Origin of the sequence: Escherichia ruysiae, from assembly GCF_031323975.1 — a bacterium.
Taxonomy (GTDB): Bacteria; Pseudomonadota; Gammaproteobacteria; order Enterobacterales; family Enterobacteriaceae; genus Escherichia; species Escherichia ruysiae.
Map to the genome: position 1 here is coordinate 856,592 of NZ_JAVIWS010000001.1, position 20,048 is coordinate 876,639.

The 20,048-nt window shown below is 51.5% G+C and carries 15 protein-coding genes; 3 read left to right on the forward strand and 12 right to left on the reverse strand.

What is annotated here, in order from left to right; all coding sequences use genetic code 11:
* Position 1 precedes the first annotated feature (1 nt).
* The 4 genes from wcaA to wza all read right to left on the reverse strand — a co-directional run bounded on the left by wcaA (position 2) and on the right by wza (position 4,733).
* Positions 2-841, reverse strand: coding sequence for a colanic acid biosynthesis glycosyltransferase WcaA (gene wcaA, locus RGV86_RS04425; protein ID WP_000662438.1), 840 nt, complete (start codon positions 839-841; stop codon positions 2-4).
* Between the two features lie 138 nt (positions 842-979).
* Positions 980-3,142 carry a tyrosine-protein kinase Wzc gene (wzc, locus tag RGV86_RS04430; protein ID WP_085460867.1) on the reverse strand — a complete coding sequence of 721 codons (2,163 nt, stop codon included), beginning with the start codon at positions 3,140-3,142 and terminating at the stop codon, positions 980-982.
* A gap of 2 nt (positions 3,143-3,144) precedes the next feature.
* A complete protein-coding gene (gene wzb, locus RGV86_RS04435; RefSeq protein ID WP_000482919.1) occupies positions 3,145-3,588 on the reverse strand; it encodes a low molecular weight protein-tyrosine-phosphatase Wzb in 444 nt (147 codons plus the stop codon).
* A gap of 5 nt (positions 3,589-3,593) precedes the next feature.
* Positions 3,594-4,733, reverse strand: a complete 1,140-nt coding sequence (wza, locus tag RGV86_RS04440; protein WP_000978081.1) for a polysaccharide export protein Wza — start codon at positions 4,731-4,733, stop codon at positions 3,594-3,596.
* 650 nt (positions 4,734-5,383) lie between these two features.
* Here wza and RGV86_RS04445 point away from each other — a divergent pair.
* Positions 5,384-6,967 carry a TerC family protein gene (locus tag RGV86_RS04445; protein WP_085460868.1) on the forward strand — a complete coding sequence of 528 codons (1,584 nt, stop codon included), beginning with the start codon at positions 5,384-5,386 and terminating at the stop codon, positions 6,965-6,967.
* A 67-nt stretch (positions 6,968-7,034) separates the two neighbouring features.
* Here the strand turns inward: RGV86_RS04445 and asmA are convergent, their stop codons facing one another.
* The 3 genes from asmA to udk all read right to left on the reverse strand — a co-directional run bounded on the left by asmA (position 7,035) and on the right by udk (position 10,224).
* Complete coding sequence (asmA, locus tag RGV86_RS04450) at positions 7,035-8,888, reverse strand: outer membrane assembly protein AsmA (protein WP_085460869.1); 1,854 nt, start codon at positions 8,886-8,888, stop codon at positions 7,035-7,037.
* Positions 8,889-8,909: 21 nt separating this feature from the next.
* Positions 8,910-9,491 carry a dCTP deaminase gene (dcd, locus tag RGV86_RS04455; protein ID WP_001234767.1) on the reverse strand — a complete coding sequence of 194 codons (582 nt, stop codon included), beginning with the start codon at positions 9,489-9,491 and terminating at the stop codon, positions 8,910-8,912.
* A gap of 91 nt (positions 9,492-9,582) precedes the next feature.
* Complete coding sequence (udk, locus tag RGV86_RS04460) at positions 9,583-10,224, reverse strand: uridine kinase (protein ID WP_000132077.1); 642 nt, start codon at positions 10,222-10,224, stop codon at positions 9,583-9,585.
* A gap of 318 nt (positions 10,225-10,542) precedes the next feature.
* Here udk and RGV86_RS04465 point away from each other — a divergent pair, with 318 nt between their 5' ends.
* Positions 10,543-13,860: a diguanylate cyclase gene (locus tag RGV86_RS04465; RefSeq protein WP_000042970.1), complete on the forward strand. Its 3,318-nt coding sequence runs from the start codon at positions 10,543-10,545 to the stop codon at positions 13,858-13,860.
* 79 nt (positions 13,861-13,939) lie between these two features.
* On the opposite strand, the gene alkA is transcribed toward RGV86_RS04465, so the two are convergent.
* Positions 13,940-14,788, reverse strand: coding sequence for a DNA-3-methyladenine glycosylase 2 (gene alkA / locus RGV86_RS04470; RefSeq protein WP_085460920.1), 849 nt, complete (start codon positions 14,786-14,788; stop codon positions 13,940-13,942).
* 133 nt (positions 14,789-14,921) lie between these two features.
* Here alkA and yegD point away from each other — a divergent pair, with 133 nt between their 5' ends.
* Positions 14,922-16,274: a molecular chaperone gene (yegD, locus tag RGV86_RS04475; RefSeq protein WP_000469767.1), complete on the forward strand. Its 1,353-nt coding sequence runs from the start codon at positions 14,922-14,924 to the stop codon at positions 16,272-16,274.
* Between the two features lie 12 nt (positions 16,275-16,286).
* Here the strand turns inward: yegD and RGV86_RS04480 are convergent, their stop codons facing one another.
* The 4 genes from RGV86_RS04480 to RGV86_RS04495 form a co-directional block, all read right to left on the reverse strand.
* Complete coding sequence (locus RGV86_RS04480) at positions 16,287-18,227, reverse strand: helix-hairpin-helix domain-containing protein (protein WP_085460921.1); 1,941 nt, start codon at positions 18,225-18,227, stop codon at positions 16,287-16,289.
* Complete coding sequence (locus RGV86_RS04485; protein WP_085460870.1) at positions 18,224-18,985, reverse strand: PP2C family serine/threonine-protein phosphatase; 762 nt, start codon at positions 18,983-18,985, stop codon at positions 18,224-18,226. The genes RGV86_RS04480 and RGV86_RS04485 overlap by 4 nt, the downstream gene beginning before the upstream one ends.
* Positions 18,982-19,641: a vWA domain-containing protein gene (locus RGV86_RS04490; RefSeq protein ID WP_000003183.1), complete on the reverse strand. Its 660-nt coding sequence runs from the start codon at positions 19,639-19,641 to the stop codon at positions 18,982-18,984. Before RGV86_RS04490 ends, RGV86_RS04485 begins: the two co-directional genes overlap by 4 nt.
* 217 nt (positions 19,642-19,858) lie before the next feature.
* Entirely contained in the window at positions 19,859-19,915 is a 57-nt protein-coding gene (locus RGV86_RS04495; RefSeq protein WP_100692412.1) for a type I toxin-antitoxin system Ibs family toxin, read from the reverse strand.
* Positions 19,916-20,048 lie beyond the last annotated feature (133 nt).

Here is a 20,048-nt window from a genome sequence, read left to right on the forward strand (position 1 = left end):
CTTAACGCCCCCGTATTCCATCAGCCAGACGTTTGCCGTTACGCACCGACAGTAGCGTCAACAAAGTCCGCCAGGTCATGCGTTTATTGCGGATCTGGTAGAGGGTAAACAGCTGATATTTTTTGCTGGCGCGGTCAAATTTGTCTTTGTGCTTGCGGTAAAAGTGGAAGTATCCGGAGAATTTTTTCGGTGACGAGGTGATCTGCATTTCACCGTGATTGATATGCAGGATCTGCGTCGCTTCTTCCACTTTCCACGGTTCGCCATACTCCACCACCATCCGCAGGAAGATGTCGTAATCCTGTGCCGCTTTCAGTTCGGTATCGAACAAACACTCTTTGAAACGCCACGCCCAGGTAAAGACCTGATTGCCAATGATATTGCGTTTATAGAACAGGCGGCGTGAATACGGCGATTTGGGATACAGTGGCAAACTTGCCGGTTGGGAATAGACTTCGCCCTGGCAAACGTAATCGTTAGCGTACAAAAAGGCGTGAGTGACCAGTTGCTGTTTATGGGCGAGGAAGACGCTCAGGCGGTTGGGCGTCCATTCATCATCGTCATCGATCCCGGTAATGTATTCCCCTTGCGCCAGCATAATAGCCTGGTTACGTACCGCGCACGCCCCGCTGTTAATGTCGTTGTGAATGTAGGTAATACGCGGATCGTTGAGGGCGGTGACGTACTGTTGCAGTTGTTCCCAGGAGGTGGAGCAATCATCCACGATGATCATCTCCCAGTTACTGTAGTCCTGGCGCAGGACCGATTTTATCGCCCGAATCGCCAGTTGTTGGCGGTTCCAGGTCGGCATATAGATTGAGATCAGCGGATTTTCTTTCATAGGTTGTTCTCCCGACTTATGAGCTGGTTTGCTTGCCGGATGCGGCGTGAACGCCTTATCCGGCCTACGGGGCGATGCGAATGCAGTGAACGTAGGTCGGATAAGATGCGTCAGCATCGCATCCGACAGCGGATCTCGTTATTTCACATCCGACTTATATTCGTATTCGTAATAGCCATAATCCTGATACGCGCTGGCGCGGCGGAAGATGGAGTTCAGAATCACCCCTTTCACCGGAATACCGTTTTGCTCAAAGCGGCTCAGGCTGGTTTCCACTTCTTTTAAGGTGTTGACTGCATAACGCGCTACCATCAACGTGGTTCCGGCGTGACGACCAACAATCGCTGCATCGGTTACCGCCAGAATCGGCGGCGTATCAATCAACACCAGGTCGTAGTTTTTACTCGCCCAGCTCACCAGTTCGGCAAAGCGTTCGCTCATCAATAGTTCAGAAGGATTTGGCGGCACCTGACCGCGCGGGATCAGGTCAAATTTGGGAATCGAAGTGGGTTTAGCAGCGGTAGTAATATCGCCCTGACCAAGCAAAATCTCTGACAGGCCATTGACGTTATTGGTGCCCAACAGCTCGTGGGTATAGCCTTTGCGCATATCGCAGTCGATCAACAACACCCGTTTATTGGTCTGGCTGATCACCGCCGCCAGGTTGGCGCAGACAAAGGTTTTACCGATTGACGGGCTAACCCCGGTCATCATCAACACATTGTTCTGCGCCTGCATCATCGCGAAGTGCAGACTGGTACGCAGACTGCGGATGGCTTCAATCGCCAGATCGGTTGGATTCCCCACCGCCAATAGCTGGCTCTGTTTATAGCGTTTAACCCCTTTGATGGTTTTGACGCTATCGCGCGCTTTCTGCCATTCCGACAGCGGGATGCTGGCATAGACGCTAATACCGTGTTCTTCCAGCACTTGTGGACTTTCGATGCCGCGATTAAACAGCGAGCGCAGCAGCACACCAACAATGGAGAGCATCAGGCCAAGAATAATCGCACCGAGAATAATCAGCCCTTTCTTCGGTTTCAGCACGCCAGGCTGGGTGATTGCCGGGTCAACAATGCGCACATCGCCAACGGTGCTGGCTTCGGTGATTTTCAGCTCCTGCTCTTTGTTCAGCAGTTGCATATAGACCTGCTGACCAGACTCGACATCGCGGGTCAGACGCACAATCTCCTGCTGGGTTTTCGGCATCGCCGTTACGCGACCGTTAAGTTTGGCTTTTTCGTCTTCCAGCGCCTGACGTTTCTCCAGCAGCGTGCGATACGCCGGGTGAACTTTGGTGAACAGCTTAGAAATTTCCGCCTCTTTAAAGGTCAGTTCGTTCAGCTGCGCGTCGATGTTCACCATCGAATCGAGCACCGCTTTCGCTTCCAGCGGCAGATCAACAGAATCTTTATCCTGACGGAAGGCATTCAGTTTGTTTTCGGCAACATCGAGGCGGCTGCGCACTTCCGGCAATTGTTGCGCGAGGAAAGCGAGGCTTTTCGACGCTTCCGCCGATTTGCGCTCAATATTTTGTTCCTGATAGTTACGAGCGATGCTGTTAAGAATGTCGCGGATCTGTTCGCGATCTTCACCGGTATAAGTCAGGCTCAGTACGCCAGCGTCTTTGCCGTTCTCCGTTACCGTCAGACTGTTTTGCAGTTGATTGATCATCCCCAGCGTGGAGTATTTGGTGACGGTAAACTCACTCCCCGGGCTGGCGTGAATGGCTTCAACCATCAGCGTGACGCCTTCTTTTTTCAGCATCTGGCCCGCTTGCCCACGGGCGCTAAAACCACTGTCGCTACTCAGCGTGTAGTTTTTGTTGTCCAGAACATTAAGTGTAAACACCTGATCTGCCATTTCTTTTGGACGGTTAAAGGTGGTGACTTTCACCGTCTCATTCTGACGTCCCATCAGGCGCTCCCAGCCCGCGCCGAAAATCGGGAAGGTGTTTTTGCTCACCGCAATATCGAGGTCAAGATCGTCTACCGTTTTACCGAGTACCAGACGCGAACGAATCAACTGGATCTCAGCGTCCGAGGCTGGCGGTTTGTTGGCTAACGCCGAACCAATGTCCTGCACCAGCGAATTGCCGCCGCTTTGTTCGATTTGTACCAGCGCGTCGGCGCTATAAATCGGCGTGGCGAAGAAGGTGTAAATCACAGCACAGAGAGCGAACACGGCGGTGATACCAATCACCCACCAGCGCGCTTCAATGACGGTGCCGACCAGGCGACCGATATCGATTTCATCACTGCCCGTTACCGGAGCGGCATGTTGTTTTACTTTTTCTGTCATTCTTATACCTGCTCTGCGTTCAATGCCTGCGCCCACTGGCGGGCAGACCGTTCAAGTAATGTGTACACCGCTGCAAACGTTTCCCGGCTTTTGCGATACGGATCGGGGATTTCACATTCGTTATCCCAGTGACCAAACAGCATCACTTTGCCGCGCATCTCCGGCGCCATCTCGCATAAGCGTTCAATATGGCGCTTTTCCATGGTCAAAATCAGGTCATAGTTGCGACACAGGCGGCGGCTGATTTGCCGTGCACAGTGACCTTCCAGAGACAGTTGATGCTCGGCGGCGACGCTGATGGCGGTAGGATCAGCGCCCTTACCGACCAGCGCGCCGAGTCCAGCGGACTCCACATTCAGCTCCGGGTGATAACGTTGCAGTAAGCGTTCCGCCGTCGGGGAACGGCAAATATTGCCGACACAGACAACTAAAATGTTGTTAAACATGACGATTACCAGTTATGAATGTCGCTGGCTGTATCCGTCATGTAACGGACACCGCTAATAGTTGGCAGCAACTGATTGATCAGACGGTTCCAGCGGGAAACCGGGGCTGTGGTGACATACACCACGTCATAAGGTTGCAGGCGGAATTCCGTCGCCATCACCAGCGACGTGGCATCGGACATATCCAGCTGGTAGATATTGGCAATCTTGCCGTTACGCCCGCCCTCGCCTTTCAGCGGACGAATGACAAAGATGCCGCTGGCGTTGGAGGTGGTCATGTCGATACCTTCGGCATTGCCTAACGCTTCAGTCAGGGTCATGCCGCTAAAGTCCATTTTCAGGGTGCTCTGTTTCTTCACTTCACCCATCACAAACACTTTCAGATCATCATTACGCGGCACGTAGAGAATATCGCCGGGGTAAAGCAGTCGGTTCTGATTGAGGTCGCCGTTTTGCATCAGCGCCTGCAAAGAAATGCGTTCTTCACGACCATTGTGTGTCAGCACCACATTGCGCCAGTCGGCTGTGTCGGTCAGGCCACCTGCGGCATTAATGGCGTCGAGAATGGTCAGTGGTACGTTGGTGATGGCCTGCTGACCGGATTTATTCACCTGACCTGAGATATAGGCTTTTTGTGAGCGGAAGGCGGCGATATTAACGTCCACCTGCGGGTCAGCGATGTACGTCGCTAAGCGGCTGGTAATATCACTGCGGATTTCAGCGAGCGTTTTCCCCACCACGTGAACCTTGCCGATATACGGGTAGAACATGGTGCCGTCAGGCTGTACCCAGTTGCCAGTGTCGCTGGAGCTGCGGTACTGACCGGCTGGCGTAGTGAGTTCCGGGTGATCCCAGACGGTGACATTAAGAACGTCGCCCGGCCCGACGCGATACTGGTAATTAGCAATCTCGCTTTCCAGCGTCATATTGGGGCGCGCCACGTTCGGGCGTGGGCGTAATTGATCAATCAGGCGCGGGGTCAGCGGATAAACATTCACCATTTTGTCGAGGTCGAAATCAGCGTCCTGCTGTTTGATGACGTCTTTACCCAGCGTAGACATATTACTGCCCGGAAGTACTGTGCAACCGCTTATCAAGGTTACTGACACCAATAATGGCATCAATTTCATTTTGGATTTCATCATTGTTTATTTATCACTTTGGCAGAGTAATTATCCTGTGCATTATTTATCGACATGCACATTTACCTTGCAGCTAATTGAATAAGAATTTAACTGGCATCAGTCCTAAAAAAATTGATTTCATCCGCAGGCTATTGACAGAATAATTCAGACTGGTCTTTCAGGCATCCAGACACGCTACCGCCCCTGGCTTTTTAGCTACCAATACACTGATTTAGTTTGGTTTTTAAAACCCTCTCAGCATACAGTCGTTGATGAGAAAGGGTTATTCAAGAAATTAACTTCCGAATATAAGGTAGCATTATGGTAATTGAATATTGGCTCTCCAATAATGCAGGAGGAAGTGTTACAGCTAACGGAATAGCAGGCAAGGTAACAATTCGACAATGGGCTATTTTTAAGAATTATAGTAAGTGTACTTTGTGGTGTTTTTTAGGAGTTTCTTTAGGTTGACAATATTTAATATAGCATCTCTATATGCGATATTTCTTAAATAATATTTTATTATTACCCCTTTTAATTCAGGGATAATGCAATGTTATAGTTCTCAAATAAAGTCAGATAAATAGTGCTGCAACATTGCATTTTTGCCCCGATTTATCCATGATCGAATTGTGACATTTGTCATACAACGAATAGGTTTTGTACTTACTATGGAATGGATTGCCGATCCGTCTATCTGGGCCGGGTTAATCACGCTGATTGTGCTCGAACTGGTCCTCGGCATTGATAACCTGGTCTTTATTGCCATCCTCGCCGAAAAACTACCGCCGAAGCAGCGCGACCGCGCACGGGTTACCGGGCTGCTGCTGGCAATGTTAATGCGCCTGTTACTGCTGGCGTCAATCTCCTGGCTGGTCACCCTGACTCAACCACTGTTCAGCTTCCGCTCATTTACCTTTAGCGCCCGCGACTTAATCATGCTGTTTGGTGGTTTCTTCCTGCTGTTCAAAGCCACGATGGAGCTGAACGAGCGACTGGAAGGGAAAGACAGCAATAATCCCACGCAACGCAAAGGTGCGAAGTTCTGGGGTGTGGTGACGCAAATTGTGGTGCTGGACGCCATCTTCTCACTCGACTCGGTGATTACCGCCGTCGGGATGGTCGACCATTTGCTGGTCATGATGGCTGCCGTCGTTATCGCTATCAGCCTGATGCTGATGGCAAGTAAACCGTTAACGCAATTTGTTAACAGTCACCCGACGATCGTTATTCTCTGCTTAAGTTTCCTGTTGATGATTGGCTTTAGCCTGGTGGCGGAAGGTTTCGGCTTCGTCATTCCGAAAGGCTATCTGTACGCTGCGATTGGTTTCTCGGTGATGATCGAGGCGCTCAATCAGTTAGCCATCTTTAACCGGCGACGTTTTCTTTCCGCTAACCAGACCCTGCGCCAGCGCACCACCGAAGCGGTAATGCGCCTGTTAAGCGGGCAAAAAGAAGATGCGGAACTGGACGCCGAAACCGCATCAATGCTGGTGGATCATGATAATCAGCAAATCTTTAATCCGCAGGAGCGGCGGATGATCGAGCGGGTGCTTAATCTTAACCAGCGTACCGTCAGCAGCATCATGACCTCGCGCCACGATATCGAGCATATCGATCTCAACGCGCCGGAAGACGAGATCCGCCAGTTGCTGGAGCGAAATCAACATACGCGTCTGGTCGTTACCGATGGCGATGACGCGGAAGATTTGCTTGGTGTTGTTCACGTTATCGATCTGCTACAACAGTCGCTGCGCGGCGAACCGCTCAATCTGCGGGTGTTGATTCGCCAGCCGCTGGTTTTCCCGGAAACCTTGCCGCTGTTACCTGCCCTGGAGCAGTTCCGCAACGCCCGCACGCACTTTGCTTTTGTGGTGGATGAGTTTGGCTCGGTGGAAGGGATTGTGACATTAAGTGACGTCACCGAAACCATTGCTGGTAACTTACCGAACGAAGTGGAAGAGATCGACGCCCGCCATGATATTCAGAAAAACGCCGACGGTTCCTGGACGGCGAATGGTCATATGCCACTGGAAGATCTGGTGCAATATGTGCCGCTGCCGCTGGATGAAAAACGTGAATATCACACCATCGCCGGGCTGCTGATGGAATATTTACAGCGTATTCCAAAACCTGGCGAAGAAGTTCAGGTGGGGGATTATTTGCTTAAAACGTTGCAGGTGGAAAGCCATCGCGTGCAGAAGGTGCAGATTATTCCGCTGCGTAAGGAAGATAATTTGGAGTACGAGGTGTGATGGTATGTAGGCCTGATAAAACGCGTAAAGCGTTGCATCAGGCCTACAAATTATATCATCTGGAAACTTACATCTTCTCCAGCAACTTCTTCACATCTTTGCCATTGCGGGAATCTTTATTGCGCTCAGCCCAATCGTGCAAGCGACGTTTGGCTTCATCCTGTAAGTGTTTGCGCAGTAACTGATCCACTTGCAGGCTGTAATTGAGTTGCTGCCAGTTGCCGTAAACCCGCAGCGGTACTGGCGTTTCTTTGAGGAAATCAATCAGTTTGCTTTCTCCGTTCCAGCCGCCAATGACGCGAATGTCAAACTGGGTATCGCAGGTCTGCTCTGCCAGATTCAACGTGCCTTCCCCTGTCAGTGCCAACACCGGCGATTGACCTTGCATGTCGTTTAACGTCACGAGGCCATTATGTAGCGTGAGATCGGTCGTAAAGCGGTCGAGACGAGTCACATTATCGAAGTTTTCAGCGACCTTCACATCACCGCCGTTACGTTCTACCGCTTGCTGAATCATCTGCTGGAAGTTCATCCCTTCCATGCGCGTGTCGGTCATTTCAACATGCGCTTGCCCTTGCCAGTTGTGGCGGAATGCGTCGGCATCAATATCAGCGCCAGAGAAGTCGCCAGCCAGAGACATTTTTCCGGTTAACGAAATCGGATAGTTAAATGCCTTCAGAATGGTGCCAATCTCAACGTTCTCCAGCCGTGGCTGGAAGCTTATACGTGGATTTGTTGATGTCGCGTCCAGCGTCCCCGGCAGCGATACCTGTCCACCATTGAGTTTGCCTTGCAGTTGGGTGATTTCCAGCAAACCCGATTTATTGGTCATTTGCGTAGCAACATCAGTAAAATTCATCCCGCGCCAACGCACGTTACTGGCCTGCAACAAAATATCAGCCGCAAAACCTTTCAACCCTTGATAGGCCGGCTCATCAATACGCGAGGAAATGACCGGACGCGGCAGCATTGGCTGGTTCTGCCCCTGTTGCGTGGTTCCGTTTTCACTGTTAACGGCTTCATTAAGCGGTATGAGATTATCAAGATTCAGTTGCGAAAACTGCAATCTTAACAACCATTCGGGCTTTTCAGTCAGCGTGACCTGCGCTTGTCCACTAAGCGCGCTGTCATTCGCGGTCAAATTGATTTGATTAAATGAAAGGCGTTTATGTGGCTCTTGCCACTGAGCCTGGAAGCTCCCCTGCCCCTGAATACCTTGCTGTGGCAGATCTGCGCCTTGCAGCTGCCAGCTAATTTGCTCAATGGCTGCGGTTAAATCATGCGGATAATCAGAAGCATCCACCGTGCCCTTGAGAGATAACGTGAGATCGCGCTGATCGCGGTTAACCCGCCCGGAGAACTCAAACGAACCGCGATGCTGTGGATCTTGTTCCATTTGCAGACGGATGTTGCGAATCGTCACCTGCTCGTCATCTTCATGCTGGAACACCAGCAGACTGTCCGCCACTTTCAGACTGGAGATATCAAACGACCAGCCGCGATTTTCTGACAGATCCGGCAACGTATTGTCGCGCGGCGCAACAGGGGCATCGTCACGACGAACCGCTTCCGACTGTGGCGTAAGTTGAATTACCGCGCCTTTCAGCATCACCTGCTTAACGCTCAGTTGATGACTCAATAACGGCAATAACGCCACATCAAGGCGCATATTATCGGCGCGCACCAGTGGCTGGCTCGCGCCCTGGGCGGTGAGGGACATTCGCCCGGAGAGGATACTAAGCTGCGGCCAGACGTGCCAACGCAGCGGCCCATCCAACTGCAATTGATAACCACTACGTGCAGCGACCTGCTTGACCATATAGTCGCGGAAATCATTCGGATTCACCAGCAACACTAACGCAGATAATCCGGCCACCAGCACGACCAGGATTATCATCAGGGTCGTCAGAAATCGTCTCATGGTATCCTCAATGAGCCTGAATTAGTCTTTATCGATTCGGCTGGCAACCGCGCCCTGCTGGTTGCGATATTTCGCATCTTCACGACGGTTGTATGGTCGCGCCGCCGGGCCGGAAAGCGGCTCAAAACTTAACGCGCCAATTAACATGCCCGGACGCAGCGCCAGCGGCAATTTACCGGAGTTGTAAAACTCAAGCACGATGCAGCCAGACCAGCCTGGATCGATACGGTGAGCGGTAACGTGAACCATCAACCCCAGACGCGCCAGTGAGGAGCGCCCATCCAGCCAGCCCACAAGATCGGCAGGCAGCGTGACCGACTCCAGCGTCACCGCCAGCGCCAGTTCTCCCGGATGGAGATAAAACGCCTCGCCCTCGTCGAGCACGATTTCATCGCTCATCACCCGATCGAGCGCGGCGCTCACTTCATCTTTGGGACCGCTCAGATCGATAAACGCTGCCGTGTGACCACGGAAGGTACGAAACTTATTGCCCAGGCGCACATCTACCGTCGCGCCATTAATACGCTCCACCGGCGGACGTGGGTTGATCGACAAACGGCCTTCATCAAGCCAGGCTTCAATATCTCGGTCACACAGACGCATGGCATTTTCTCCTTTCGCGCATCACTCCCTTAACGCCAATTACGTCAAGGGCATACCAGGTTATCACTGAACGGTACACAATTTATCAAGCTTATTCAAAGAACTGACTTATTTTCGCTTTCAATATATCGATCGCGATGCGGTTTTTACCGCCGCGCGGCACGATAATGTCCGCATATTGTTTGGAAGGTTCAATGAATTGCAGGAACATCGGACGCACCGTTTTTTGATATTGTGCCATTACAGAATCCATCGAACGCCCACGCTCGTTAACGTCGCGCTTGATGCGGCGCATCAGGCAGATGTCCAGTGGGGTATCAACGAAAATTGAGAAGTTAAGTTCGTCACGCAAACGCGCATCCGTCAGCAGCAAGATGCCTTCGAGAATAATGACTTTCTTCGGCTCAACCTTCACCGTTTCTTTCATACGCGTATGTTCAACGTAGCTGTAAACCGGCAGGTCGATAGCCGAGCCGCGTTTCAACGCTTGTAAATGTTCAAGCAACAGACTGTGATCCATCGCGCTCGGATGGTCATAGTTGGTCTTAACGCGTTCTTCCATCGACAGATGGCTTTGATCTTTGTAGTAACAATCTTCCGGAATAACGCCGATGTGTTCATCACCCACTTGTTCACGTAATTCACGATAAAGGGTACTGGCAATGAGACTCTTGCCGGAAGCCGATGCGCCAGCAATACCGATAATGACGCACTGATGAGACTGATCAGTCATAAATTTAGCGACCTGATTAACCTGGATGTTAGGAAGGGGGCGCCGAAGCGCCAAACGCGGCAATTATAGGGATTTCATCCGCCTGATACCAGTCGAATAGCGTTGCCGCACACTTAGAGTTAATTGTTGACGATCAATTCCCTGACGCAAATTTAATTGTTCGGTTTTAACGCAAGGTAAAAAATGTTGTGTAAAGTTGCACAAATTATCTGCCACCACGTCACTTTATGAACAATCCGCATATAAAATGTAAAACTTTTGTACTAGCATAAACACAGATACTAATACTGACGACCTGGTCATACGGATAGAGCGGTAATGAGTAAACCATCACAACGTGTTTTAATTACCCTGCCTCATCCCCTGCTTCACCTCGTCAGTTTAGGTTTAGTCTCATTCATCTTTACCCTTTTCTCGCTTGAGCTTTCACAGTTCGGTACGCAACTTGCGCCACTCTGGTTCCCCACGTCCATTATGATGGTGGCATTTTACCGCCATGCCGGACGGATGTGGCCGGGAATCGCATTGGCCTGCTCGCTGGGGAATATCGCCGCATCCGTACTGCTCTTCTCTACCAGTTCGCTGAATATGACGTGGACGGCAATCAACATTGTTGAGGCCGTCGTGGGGGCAATGCTGCTGCGGAAATTGCTGCCGTGGTATAACCCACTGCAAAATCTGGCTGACTGGCTACGTCTCGCATTTGGCAGCGCCATCGTACCGCCAGTATTGGGTGGCGTGCTGGTTATCCTGCTGGTATCAGACGACGATCCGCTTAGAGCATTTCTAATCTGGGTACTTTCCGAATCAATCGGCGCACTGGCGCTAGTACCGCTAGGATTGTTATTTAAGCCACATTACCTGCTCCGTCACCGTGATCCACGGCTGTTGTTTGAAACACTACTAACATTAGCCATCACGCTGACGTTAAGCTGGCTCTCGATGCTATATCTACCGTGGCCTTTTACTTTCATTATTGTGCTACTGATGTGGAGTGCCGTGCGCCTGCCACGGATGGAAGCCTTTTTGATCTTCCTCACTACAGTGATGATGGTGTCGCTGATGATGGCGGCCGATCCGACTTTACTTGCCACGCCGCGAACCTACTTGATGAGTCACGTACCGTGGCTACCATTTTTGCTGATCCTGCTGCCCGCCAACATCATGACCATGGTGATGTACGCCTTTCGCGCTGAACGCAAGCATATTTCAGAAAGCGAAACCCGCTTTCGTAACGCTATGGAATATTCCGCCATCGGCATGGCATTAGTGGGCACCGAGGGGCAATGGCTGCAATCCAACAAAGCGTTATGCCAGTTTCTCGGTTACAGCCAGGAAGAGTTGCGCGCCCTCACCTTCCAGCAACTTACCTGGCCGGAAGATCTCAATAAAGATCTGCAACACGTTGAGAAGCTAATTAGCGGTGAAATAAATACCTACTCGATGGAGAAACGTTATTACAACCGTAATGGCGACGTTGTCTGGGCGCTGCTTGCCGTCTCGCTGGTGCGCCACACCGATGGCACGCCGCTCTACTTTATTGCGCAGATTGAAGACATAAACGATCTTAAACGCACCGAACAGATTAACAAACGCCTGATGGAACGGATAACGCTGGCTAATGAAGCGGGTGGGATTGGCATCTGGGAGTGGGAACTGAAGCCGGATATTTTTAGTTGGGATAAGCGGATGTTCGAGCTGTATGAAATTTCGCCACATATCAAACCGAACTGGCAGGTGTGGTATGACTGCGTGCTGCCGGAAGATCGCCAACACGCCGAAAAAGTGATTCGTGATTCATTACAGGCTCGCTTGCCCTTTAAGCTGGAATTTCGCATCACCGTGAAAGACGGTATTCGTCATATCCGCGCCCTCGCCAATCGGGTGCTGAATAAAGAAGGCGAAGTCGAACGATTGCTCGGTATTAACATTGATATGACCGAAGTGAAACAGCTGAACGAGGCGCTGTTTCAGGAAAAAGAGCGCCTGCACATTACGCTGGATTCCATCGGCGAAGCCGTGGTCTGTATTGATATGGCGATGAAAATTACCTTTATGAATCCGGTTGCAGAGAAGATGAGCGGCTGGACACAAGAAGAGGCGTTGGGCGTTCCACTATTAACAGCGTTGCAAATTACATTTGGCGACAATGGGCCATTAATGGAGAACATTTACAGTGCCGACACGTCGCGTTCCGCTATTGAACAAGATGTCGTTCTCCACTGCCGCAACGGCGGAAGCTACGACGTCCATTACAGCATTACGCCGTTAAGTACGCTGGATGGCAGCAATATTGGTTCGGTACTGGTCATTCAGGATGTGACTGAGTCACGCAAAATGCTGCGCCAGCTTAGTTATAGCGCCTCCCATGATGCCCTGACGCATCTCACTAACCGTGCCAGTTTTGAAAAACAACTGCGAATACTGCTGCAAACGGTAAGCAGCACGCATCATCGACATGCACTGGTGTTTATCGATCTTGATCATTTTAAAGCGGTGAATGACAGCGCCGGGCACGCGGCGGGTGATGCTTTACTGCGTGAACTGGCGTCGTTGATGCTGAGTATGCTGCGCTCCAGCGACGTGCTGGCGCGACTCGGCGGTGATGAATTTGGTCTGTTGCTACCGGACTGTAATGTTGAAAGTGCCCGCTTTATCGCCACACGCATTATCAGTGCGATTAATGACTATCACTTTATGTGGGAAGGCCGCGTGCATCGGGTAGGTGCCAGCGCAGGGATTACCCTTATCGATGACAGCAATCATCAGGCGGCAGACGTGATGTCGCAGGCCGATATCGCCTGTTATGCTTCGAAAAATGGTGGGCGTGGTCGGGTGACGATTTACGAACCACAGCAAACTGCCAAACATAGCGAACAGGCGATGATGTCACTCGATGAACAGTGGCGGATGATCAAAGAGAATCAACTGATGATGATCGCCCACGGCGTCGCTTCACCACGAATCCCGGCTACGCGTAATTTGTGGCTGATTTCGCTTAAGCTCTGGAGTAGTGAAGGTGAGACTATTGATGAACTGGCATTTCGTCGTAGTTTCAGCGATCCGGCGCTCAATCACGCCCTTGATCGTCGGATATTACATGAGTTTTTCCAGCAGACAGCAAAAGCGGTTGCCAGTAAAGGCTTAAGCATCGCCCTCCCCCTTTCCGTTGCCGGGTTAAGCAGCGCCCCGCTGGTGGATAAACTGCTTGAGCAACTGGAAAGCAGTTCCCTACCGTCACGGTTATTACATCTGATTATTCCGGCTGAAGCGATTTTCGACCACGCAGAAAATATGCATAAATTGCGGCTGGCAGGCTGCCGGATCGTGCTCAGTCAGGTGGGGCGCGATCTGCAGCTCTTCAACACACTGAAAGCAAATATGGCGGATTATCTGCTGCTCGACGGTGAGTTATGCGCCAGCGTACAGGGTAATTTGATGGATGAGATGCTGATATCGATCATTCAGGGTCATGCCCAGCGGCTGGGGGTGAAGACCATCGCGGGGCCAGTAGCGTTGCCGCTGGTGATGGATACGCTTTCCGGCATGGGTGTTGATCTGATTTATGGCGATGTCATTGCCGACGCTCAGCCTCTGGATTTGCTGATTAATAGCAGTTATTTCGCGATTAACTGAGTATTGCCTGATGCGACGCTGACGCGTCTTATCAGGTCTACAATTCGCTCATTCCCCAGACTGGATAAGACGACCAGCATCATACTTCTTCTGGTTGCCAGCCTTCCGTATACCAGATATGCAACAGCGCATAAGAACGCCAGGGTTTCCAGCGTTCGGCATAACGGCGGATTTGTGCCGGCGTCATTCCAGGAAATCGCTGTTTAATCAAATAATCATCCGGCAGGAAAACATCTTTCGCTTGCCAGCCACGCAAGGCGAAATAATTCGCCGTCCAGCGCCCAATTCCAGGAAATGTTTGCAGCGTTTTCATCGCTTGCTCAACGTCGCCCGACATTGTCATCGGTAAGGAGCCATCCAGTGCCGCATTGGCTAAATGAATCAGCGCCTCTGCCCGTTTCAACGGCATCCCCAACCCTTTTAGTGCCAGCGGGTCGGCTGCTGCCAGTCGTTGGGGCGTGGGAAAGCAGACATATTCAGGGAAATCATCCAGCCGTTCGCCATAAAGCTGCGCCACTTTGGCAGTCAATTTTGCCGCCATCGCCACGCTCACCAGTTGGCCTAAAATCGCGCGCACGCCCTGCTCAAAAGCATCAACACAGCCTGGTAAACGCAATCCGGGTCGCGCCGCGTCTAATTCACCCAATGCACCGTTAACAATCTGCGGATTACATTGCAGATCAAACAGGCGGCTCATTTTCGCCAGGCACTCGGTCGCCACAGGTTCTAATCCCGAACTTAGGTTCACTTGCAACGTATTAGTTTTGACATCAGGAACCACCGTTATCACGCCGCGATGTTCGCCCACCGCCAGACTACGGGCATAATAATTGTCCGCAACTGTTTCCACTCCACTCACCGCACGGGCGGCAAGAAATCCCAACATCCACGACCAGTCATACGGCGGCTGCCAGTTCAGGGTATACATCGCATCTCCTTTTTTATCCGCTTTCAGCATAAACGTTATTCAGACGCTGCGCTTTGCTTTCATATTCCGGTTGTCGCGACGGCAACATTTCGCTAAAGTCACGCCCCTTCTTCACCGGCATGGGGATTATTTCGTGTTTATTGGTTTTGATTACGGTACAGCAAACTGTTCAGTGGCGGTGATGCGCGACGGTAAACCGCAGATGTTGAAAATGGAAAATGACAGCACGCTGCTGCCTTCAATGCTTTGCGCACCAACGCGTGAAGCAGTAAGCGAGTGGCTGTACCGCCATCATGATGTTCCGGCAAACGATGATGAAACGCAGGCGCTGTTACGTCGGGCGCTTCGTTATAACCGCGAAGAAGATATCGACGTCACGGCGAAAAGCGTGCAGTTCGGTCTTTCCTCACTGGCGCAGTATATTGATGATCCGGAAGAAGTGTGGTTTGTGAAATCACCGAAATCGTTCCTCGGTGCCAGCGGGTTAAAACCACAGCAGGTGGCGCTGTTTGAGGATCTGGTCTGCGCAATGATGTTGCACATTCGCCAACAAGCGCAGGCGCAACTGCCAGAAACAATTACCCAGGCAGTCATTGGTCGTCCAATCAACTTCCAGGGATTGGGCGGCGATGAAGCAAACGCCCAGGCGCAAGGGATTCTGGAACGTGCGGCGAAGCGTGCCGGATTCAAGGATGTGGTATTCCAGTACGAGCCGGTGGCGGCAGGGCTGGATTACGAAGCAACCTTGCAGGAAGAAAAACGCGTACTGGTGGTGGATATCGGCGGTGGTACTACTGACTGTTCATTGTTGCTGATGGGGCCGCAGTGGCGTTCGCGTCTCGATCGTGAATCCAGCCTACTGGGTCACAGTGGTTGCCGTATTGGTGGTAACGATCTGGATATCGCACTGGCGTTTAAAAACCTGATGCCGTTACTGGGCATGGGTGGCGAAACCGAAAAAGGTATCGCCCTGCCGATCCTACCGTGGTGGAATGCGGTTGCCATCAACGACGTACCTGCGCAGAGTGATTTCTACAGTAGCGCCAACGGTCGCCTGCTTAACGACCTGGTACGCGACGCCCGCGAGCCAGAGAAAGTCGCCCTGTTACAGAAAGTCTGGCGGCAACGTTTAAGTTATCGTCTGGTGCGCAGCGCGGAAGAGTGCAAAATTGCCCTTTCAAGCGCAGCGGAAACCTGCGCGTCGCTGCCGTTTATCGGTGACGAACTGGCAACGTTGATTAGCCAGCATGGACTGGAAAGCGCCCTCAACCAGCCGCTGGCGCGGATTCTGGAACAGGTGCAACTGGCGCTGGATAACGCCCAGGAAAAACCAGACGTCATCTATCTGACAGGTGGTAGCGCCCGATCGCCGCTGATTAAAAAGGCACTGGCGGAACAGCTGCCGGGCATCCCGATTGCAGGTGGCGACGACTTTGGCTCCGTCACCGCCGGGCTGGCGCGCTGGGCAGAAGTAGTATTTCGTTAAATAAGAAATGGCTCAGCAGCGGCTTAAATCTGCCTGCGCCTGAGCCAGTTTTCCTGCCGCCTGATGTAACGGCGCCATCAACGGCATGGTTCGTGCGGGAGCATGAAGGCGAAATCGCTGTAACTCTGCCGCGCCCTCTGTCAATGCGGCTTCCAGCCGATGACGTTTGGCGGTCATTTTCGCCATTACCGCTTGTCTGTCTGCTGGCGTTACCGCTTCGTTCGGCCTGAAAACAAAACGGCGTTCGCAACTCGCTTTCCAGTCGATAACCGCCTGGGTCAGATGGTCGCCAAATCCTTTCACTTGTTTAACTCCACGGCGGTTCACATCTGCCGCTGTTTCGATACCAAAGGACCGTAACGCCGCTTTACGCGCGGGACCAACGCCGGGAATAGAGGCAACATCAATAAAAAATCCCTCCAGAAACTTCTGCTTCTGGCGTTCCCTTGCGGTGTTGTGAAGTGCTGTCAGCTCGCGTTTTTCGTCTTCCGGCAATCCCAAAAGCTCGTCCTTCATTTTTTCAAGCATCGTCCGTTTGGCGATAAAACCTTCCAGCCCACCCACCTGCTGGATCTGGTTAACTAAATGGTCATAGTCCATTTTTGCACGATTAAACGCCTCACGGCGTTGCTGGATTTCTGCTTTGTACGCTTTGCTTGTCAGGCTGCCAATAATCCAGATAGCCGCCAGCACAGGAACTAAAATAATATAACGCGGTTCTGCCTGAAGGCCGCAAAGCAACAGCGATAACGCTGACAGTGCGATCTCAATCAGAATGATGTATTCACTCCGTAACAGGCCTAAAGGAAGCGGCCTGCCAGTCGGTTGGAAGTGATCGGGTAATGGCAGTTGCAATGCTGGCGGTGCTACTGATGCCATCACCATCGCCCAGACTTTCGCCAGCACAAAATCCCCGCCGGTGGTAACAACCTCTTCGCCGAGATCAATAAAATAGATAACGCCTTGATTATCCAGCGCACACCACGGGCAGTCGGTCAAATGACCGGGGTAAACATGCATTACCGAAGCAGTACATTTCTTTAACTGTTGGCGTAAAGAATCCAGTGCCGCTACCCACGCTTTTGCCGTCGGACGCGCGGTTGCCACGCCACTTTCGGTGAATGCCTGCTGAAACATGCCTTCAACATCACCCGGTAACATCGATAGCGGAATAGATCGTGGCGGCGGTTTTAAGCCACGTCGCTGATTGTCTGATGCATAGGCATAACGGAAATGAGCAATATCCTTCTCCAACGCATTACCCGCTTCGGCAATAAGCGGTACACCGGAATAAGGATGCCGACCACCAAACAAGACGTGAAAAATCAGCAACGCAAGGCCAAAATTATCGTGATTTACGGTGCGCTCAAATCCAACAAATGACGGCAAGGTTTGCAGCTCTGGCGGCGTAAAATGCGACACGCCGACTTCGCATAAATGCAGCGTGCCATTAGCGTTAATCTGAAAGGAGTCGCTGTCGATCAACACCACTTTGCTGTCACGGCCTACCATAAAGCTGTTCTGGTTTACGTCACCCACGACATGCCCGTGCTCGTGAACCGTAGCAAAAGATGAAGCAATATTGCGCGCAACATAGAGTAGAAAATCCCATGCACAATGAGGGAAACGTTGACGACGATGTGCCGGGCTATAGATCATATGAATAGGTTCTTTGCCGGAGACTTTCGGCATCATAAAACCGATAACTTTTCCGCCTCGTCCAGCGTGAAGCGTTGACTGCGGCCAGGCGACATAATTGAGCAACTGTGCGTCAGCTGTCGCAGCCATAAAGGCAAGTTTGTCCCGTTTTAAGGCGGGTGGCGGCGTGTGATAAATCTTGGCGACGCTATCGACAAACTCATTGATATCATAAACCGCGCCTTCGCCGCCTTTGCCTAATTCATGACCTGGCGTCACGCAATCGCCAGCTGCGGTATATATAGTTGATTTCACGGCAACCACATGGCCAGCGCCAGCGTTTTATCATCATCGGTGCGTTCATTCACTGCGGGGCAGGACAAAAATTGCTTTAGCAAATCTGGCAATATATCGCGTTGTTCTGACGTTGCTGACGCCAGTCCATTGAAAAATGGCGCAAAGAAAGGTACATGGGGAGAATTTTCCATCATATTTAACGCCAGCCGCTGAATACCGTCCGTAAATGCAGCCACTTTTATCACCTGCGCATCGCAACTGTAAGTCTCAAGGCGCGTGACAGCATCTTCATCAGTAATGAAATAGGTCATATTGGCATATTCGCCATTCATCGGCGTTAGTGGTAGCTGTAGCCCTTCACCAAAATCCACCACCACGCCACCATCGCCAATCTGCATAATCAACGTGCCGGTCGCTGATGATATAACGCCCAGAAAAGTACAGGAAAAATCACGAACCGCCAGTTCTTCAGCTTGTGCACGGGCACTAATACGGTGGCGAATTGCCAGCACAATATCTGTCGCAAGCACATCATTCAGAGCACATTCACCACCCTGTACTTTTTGCATCATAAACGCCATCGCTTCACTGACGGCGAGCGTCGCGCCTTCGCCACCCTGCGAAACGCTACCTGCACCATCAGCAAGGAACATCACCAGTAACGGTTGCTGGTCGTTTAGCCAGACAACCTGCATCTGGCAGGCATCCTGGCAAGGTAAGTCCGCGCTGATATGCGACGTTCCGACGGCTGATGAATAGACCAGACGCCAGCTCACACTGACGTCCAGCCTTTTGGCGCTTCCAGTACAACTTCCGTTCCCGGCGTGGAGCGGGAAACCGAACGTAGCGAACTAGATAACCAGCTAAACAGTTCACGGAATTGTAATCCCTGCAACGGCAAAGGCTGACGGACGCTGATTTGTGCCAGAGTATTCATATCAGCCCCCTGAACACCGATGGTAAAGAAGGCAAACTTCTTATCTTCTTCTCCCTGAAACACTTTACTGGCAGCAGCCTGCCACTCATCGGTTGGCGCGCCATCGGTGATCAAGAAAATCCACGGGCGATAATACGAAATACCATTTGCACGGTACTCACGTTTCCGCTCCTCAACCATATTCAGGGCTTTGGTAATTGCAGCGCCCATTGGCGTATTGCCCTGAGCAAACAAGATAGGCGGGAAAAAGTTAGCGGCGCTGGTAAATGGTTGTTCCACATGCACCGGGCCGAAAGTCACAATGCCGAGTTCCACTCTTTTTAAGGCCAGCGGATCGGCAAGCAGTTCATCGCGAAAGGTCACCAATCCTGCGTTAAGTTCGTTAATGGGTCTACCGCTCATCGAGCCAGAAACATCCAGCAGTAAAATACAGGGGCAACGTGGTTCCGGGTTACTGGCAAAATCGCTGGTGGCAAACGTAATTTGTTCGCTCATAAGAGTTCCTTTCTTAGAGAATTATTGAGATTCGGTATCATACCGAGAGCAATAATAAATTAAGAGCAAGCGAAGATACTTTCAGAATTAAGCCCGGCGGCGCAGATAAGTTTGCTATTCGCCTCGCAAGAACGTGGGCTTACAGATTGACAATAAGGGTGGAGTAACATAAGTTCAGGAGTGAGGGTAGAGCGGGGTTTCCCCCGCCCTGGTAGTCTTAGTAAGCTGGCCAGCTAATGACTAAGAGCACCACGATGATGAGTATCTTCATCATGACCCTTTCCTTATTTAGGCCCCTTCCTCGGGAGGGGCTTTCCCGTTTCAGCGTCCCGCTGAAATCGTCGGCTTACCTCCTTTCGCCATGTACGCAGTCTATCGCTGACTCGCGGATAACATAGTTTCATCTG

Excerpts from the sequence above, each read along its gene's own strand:
- wcaA (WP_000662438.1), bottom strand. The coding sequence starts at position 841 with ATGAAAGAAAATCCGCTGATCTCAATCTATATGCCGACCTGGAACCGC.
- wzc (WP_085460867.1), bottom strand. The coding sequence starts at position 3,142 with ATGACAGAAAAAGTAAAACAACATGCCGCTCCGGTAACGGGCAGTGAT.
- wzb (WP_000482919.1), bottom strand. The coding sequence starts at position 3,588 with ATGTTTAACAACATTTTAGTTGTCTGTGTCGGCAATATTTGCCGTTCC.
- wza (WP_000978081.1), bottom strand. The coding sequence starts at position 4,733 with ATGATGAAATCCAAAATGAAATTGATGCCATTATTGGTGTCAGTAACC.
- RGV86_RS04445 (WP_085460868.1), top strand. The coding sequence starts at position 5,384 with ATGGAATGGATTGCCGATCCGTCTATCTGGGCCGGGTTAATCACGCTG.
- asmA (WP_085460869.1), bottom strand. The coding sequence starts at position 8,888 with ATGAGACGATTTCTGACGACCCTGATGATAATCCTGGTCGTGCTGGTG.
- dcd (WP_001234767.1), bottom strand. The coding sequence starts at position 9,491 with ATGCGTCTGTGTGACCGAGATATTGAAGCCTGGCTTGATGAAGGCCGT.
- udk (WP_000132077.1), bottom strand. The coding sequence starts at position 10,224 with ATGACTGATCAGTCTCATCAGTGCGTCATTATCGGTATTGCTGGCGCA.
- RGV86_RS04465 (WP_000042970.1), top strand. The coding sequence starts at position 10,543 with ATGAGTAAACCATCACAACGTGTTTTAATTACCCTGCCTCATCCCCTG.
- alkA (WP_085460920.1), bottom strand. The coding sequence starts at position 14,788 with ATGTATACCCTGAACTGGCAGCCGCCGTATGACTGGTCGTGGATGTTG.
- RGV86_RS04490 (WP_000003183.1), bottom strand. The coding sequence starts at position 19,641 with ATGAGCGAACAAATTACGTTTGCCACCAGCGATTTTGCCAGTAACCCG.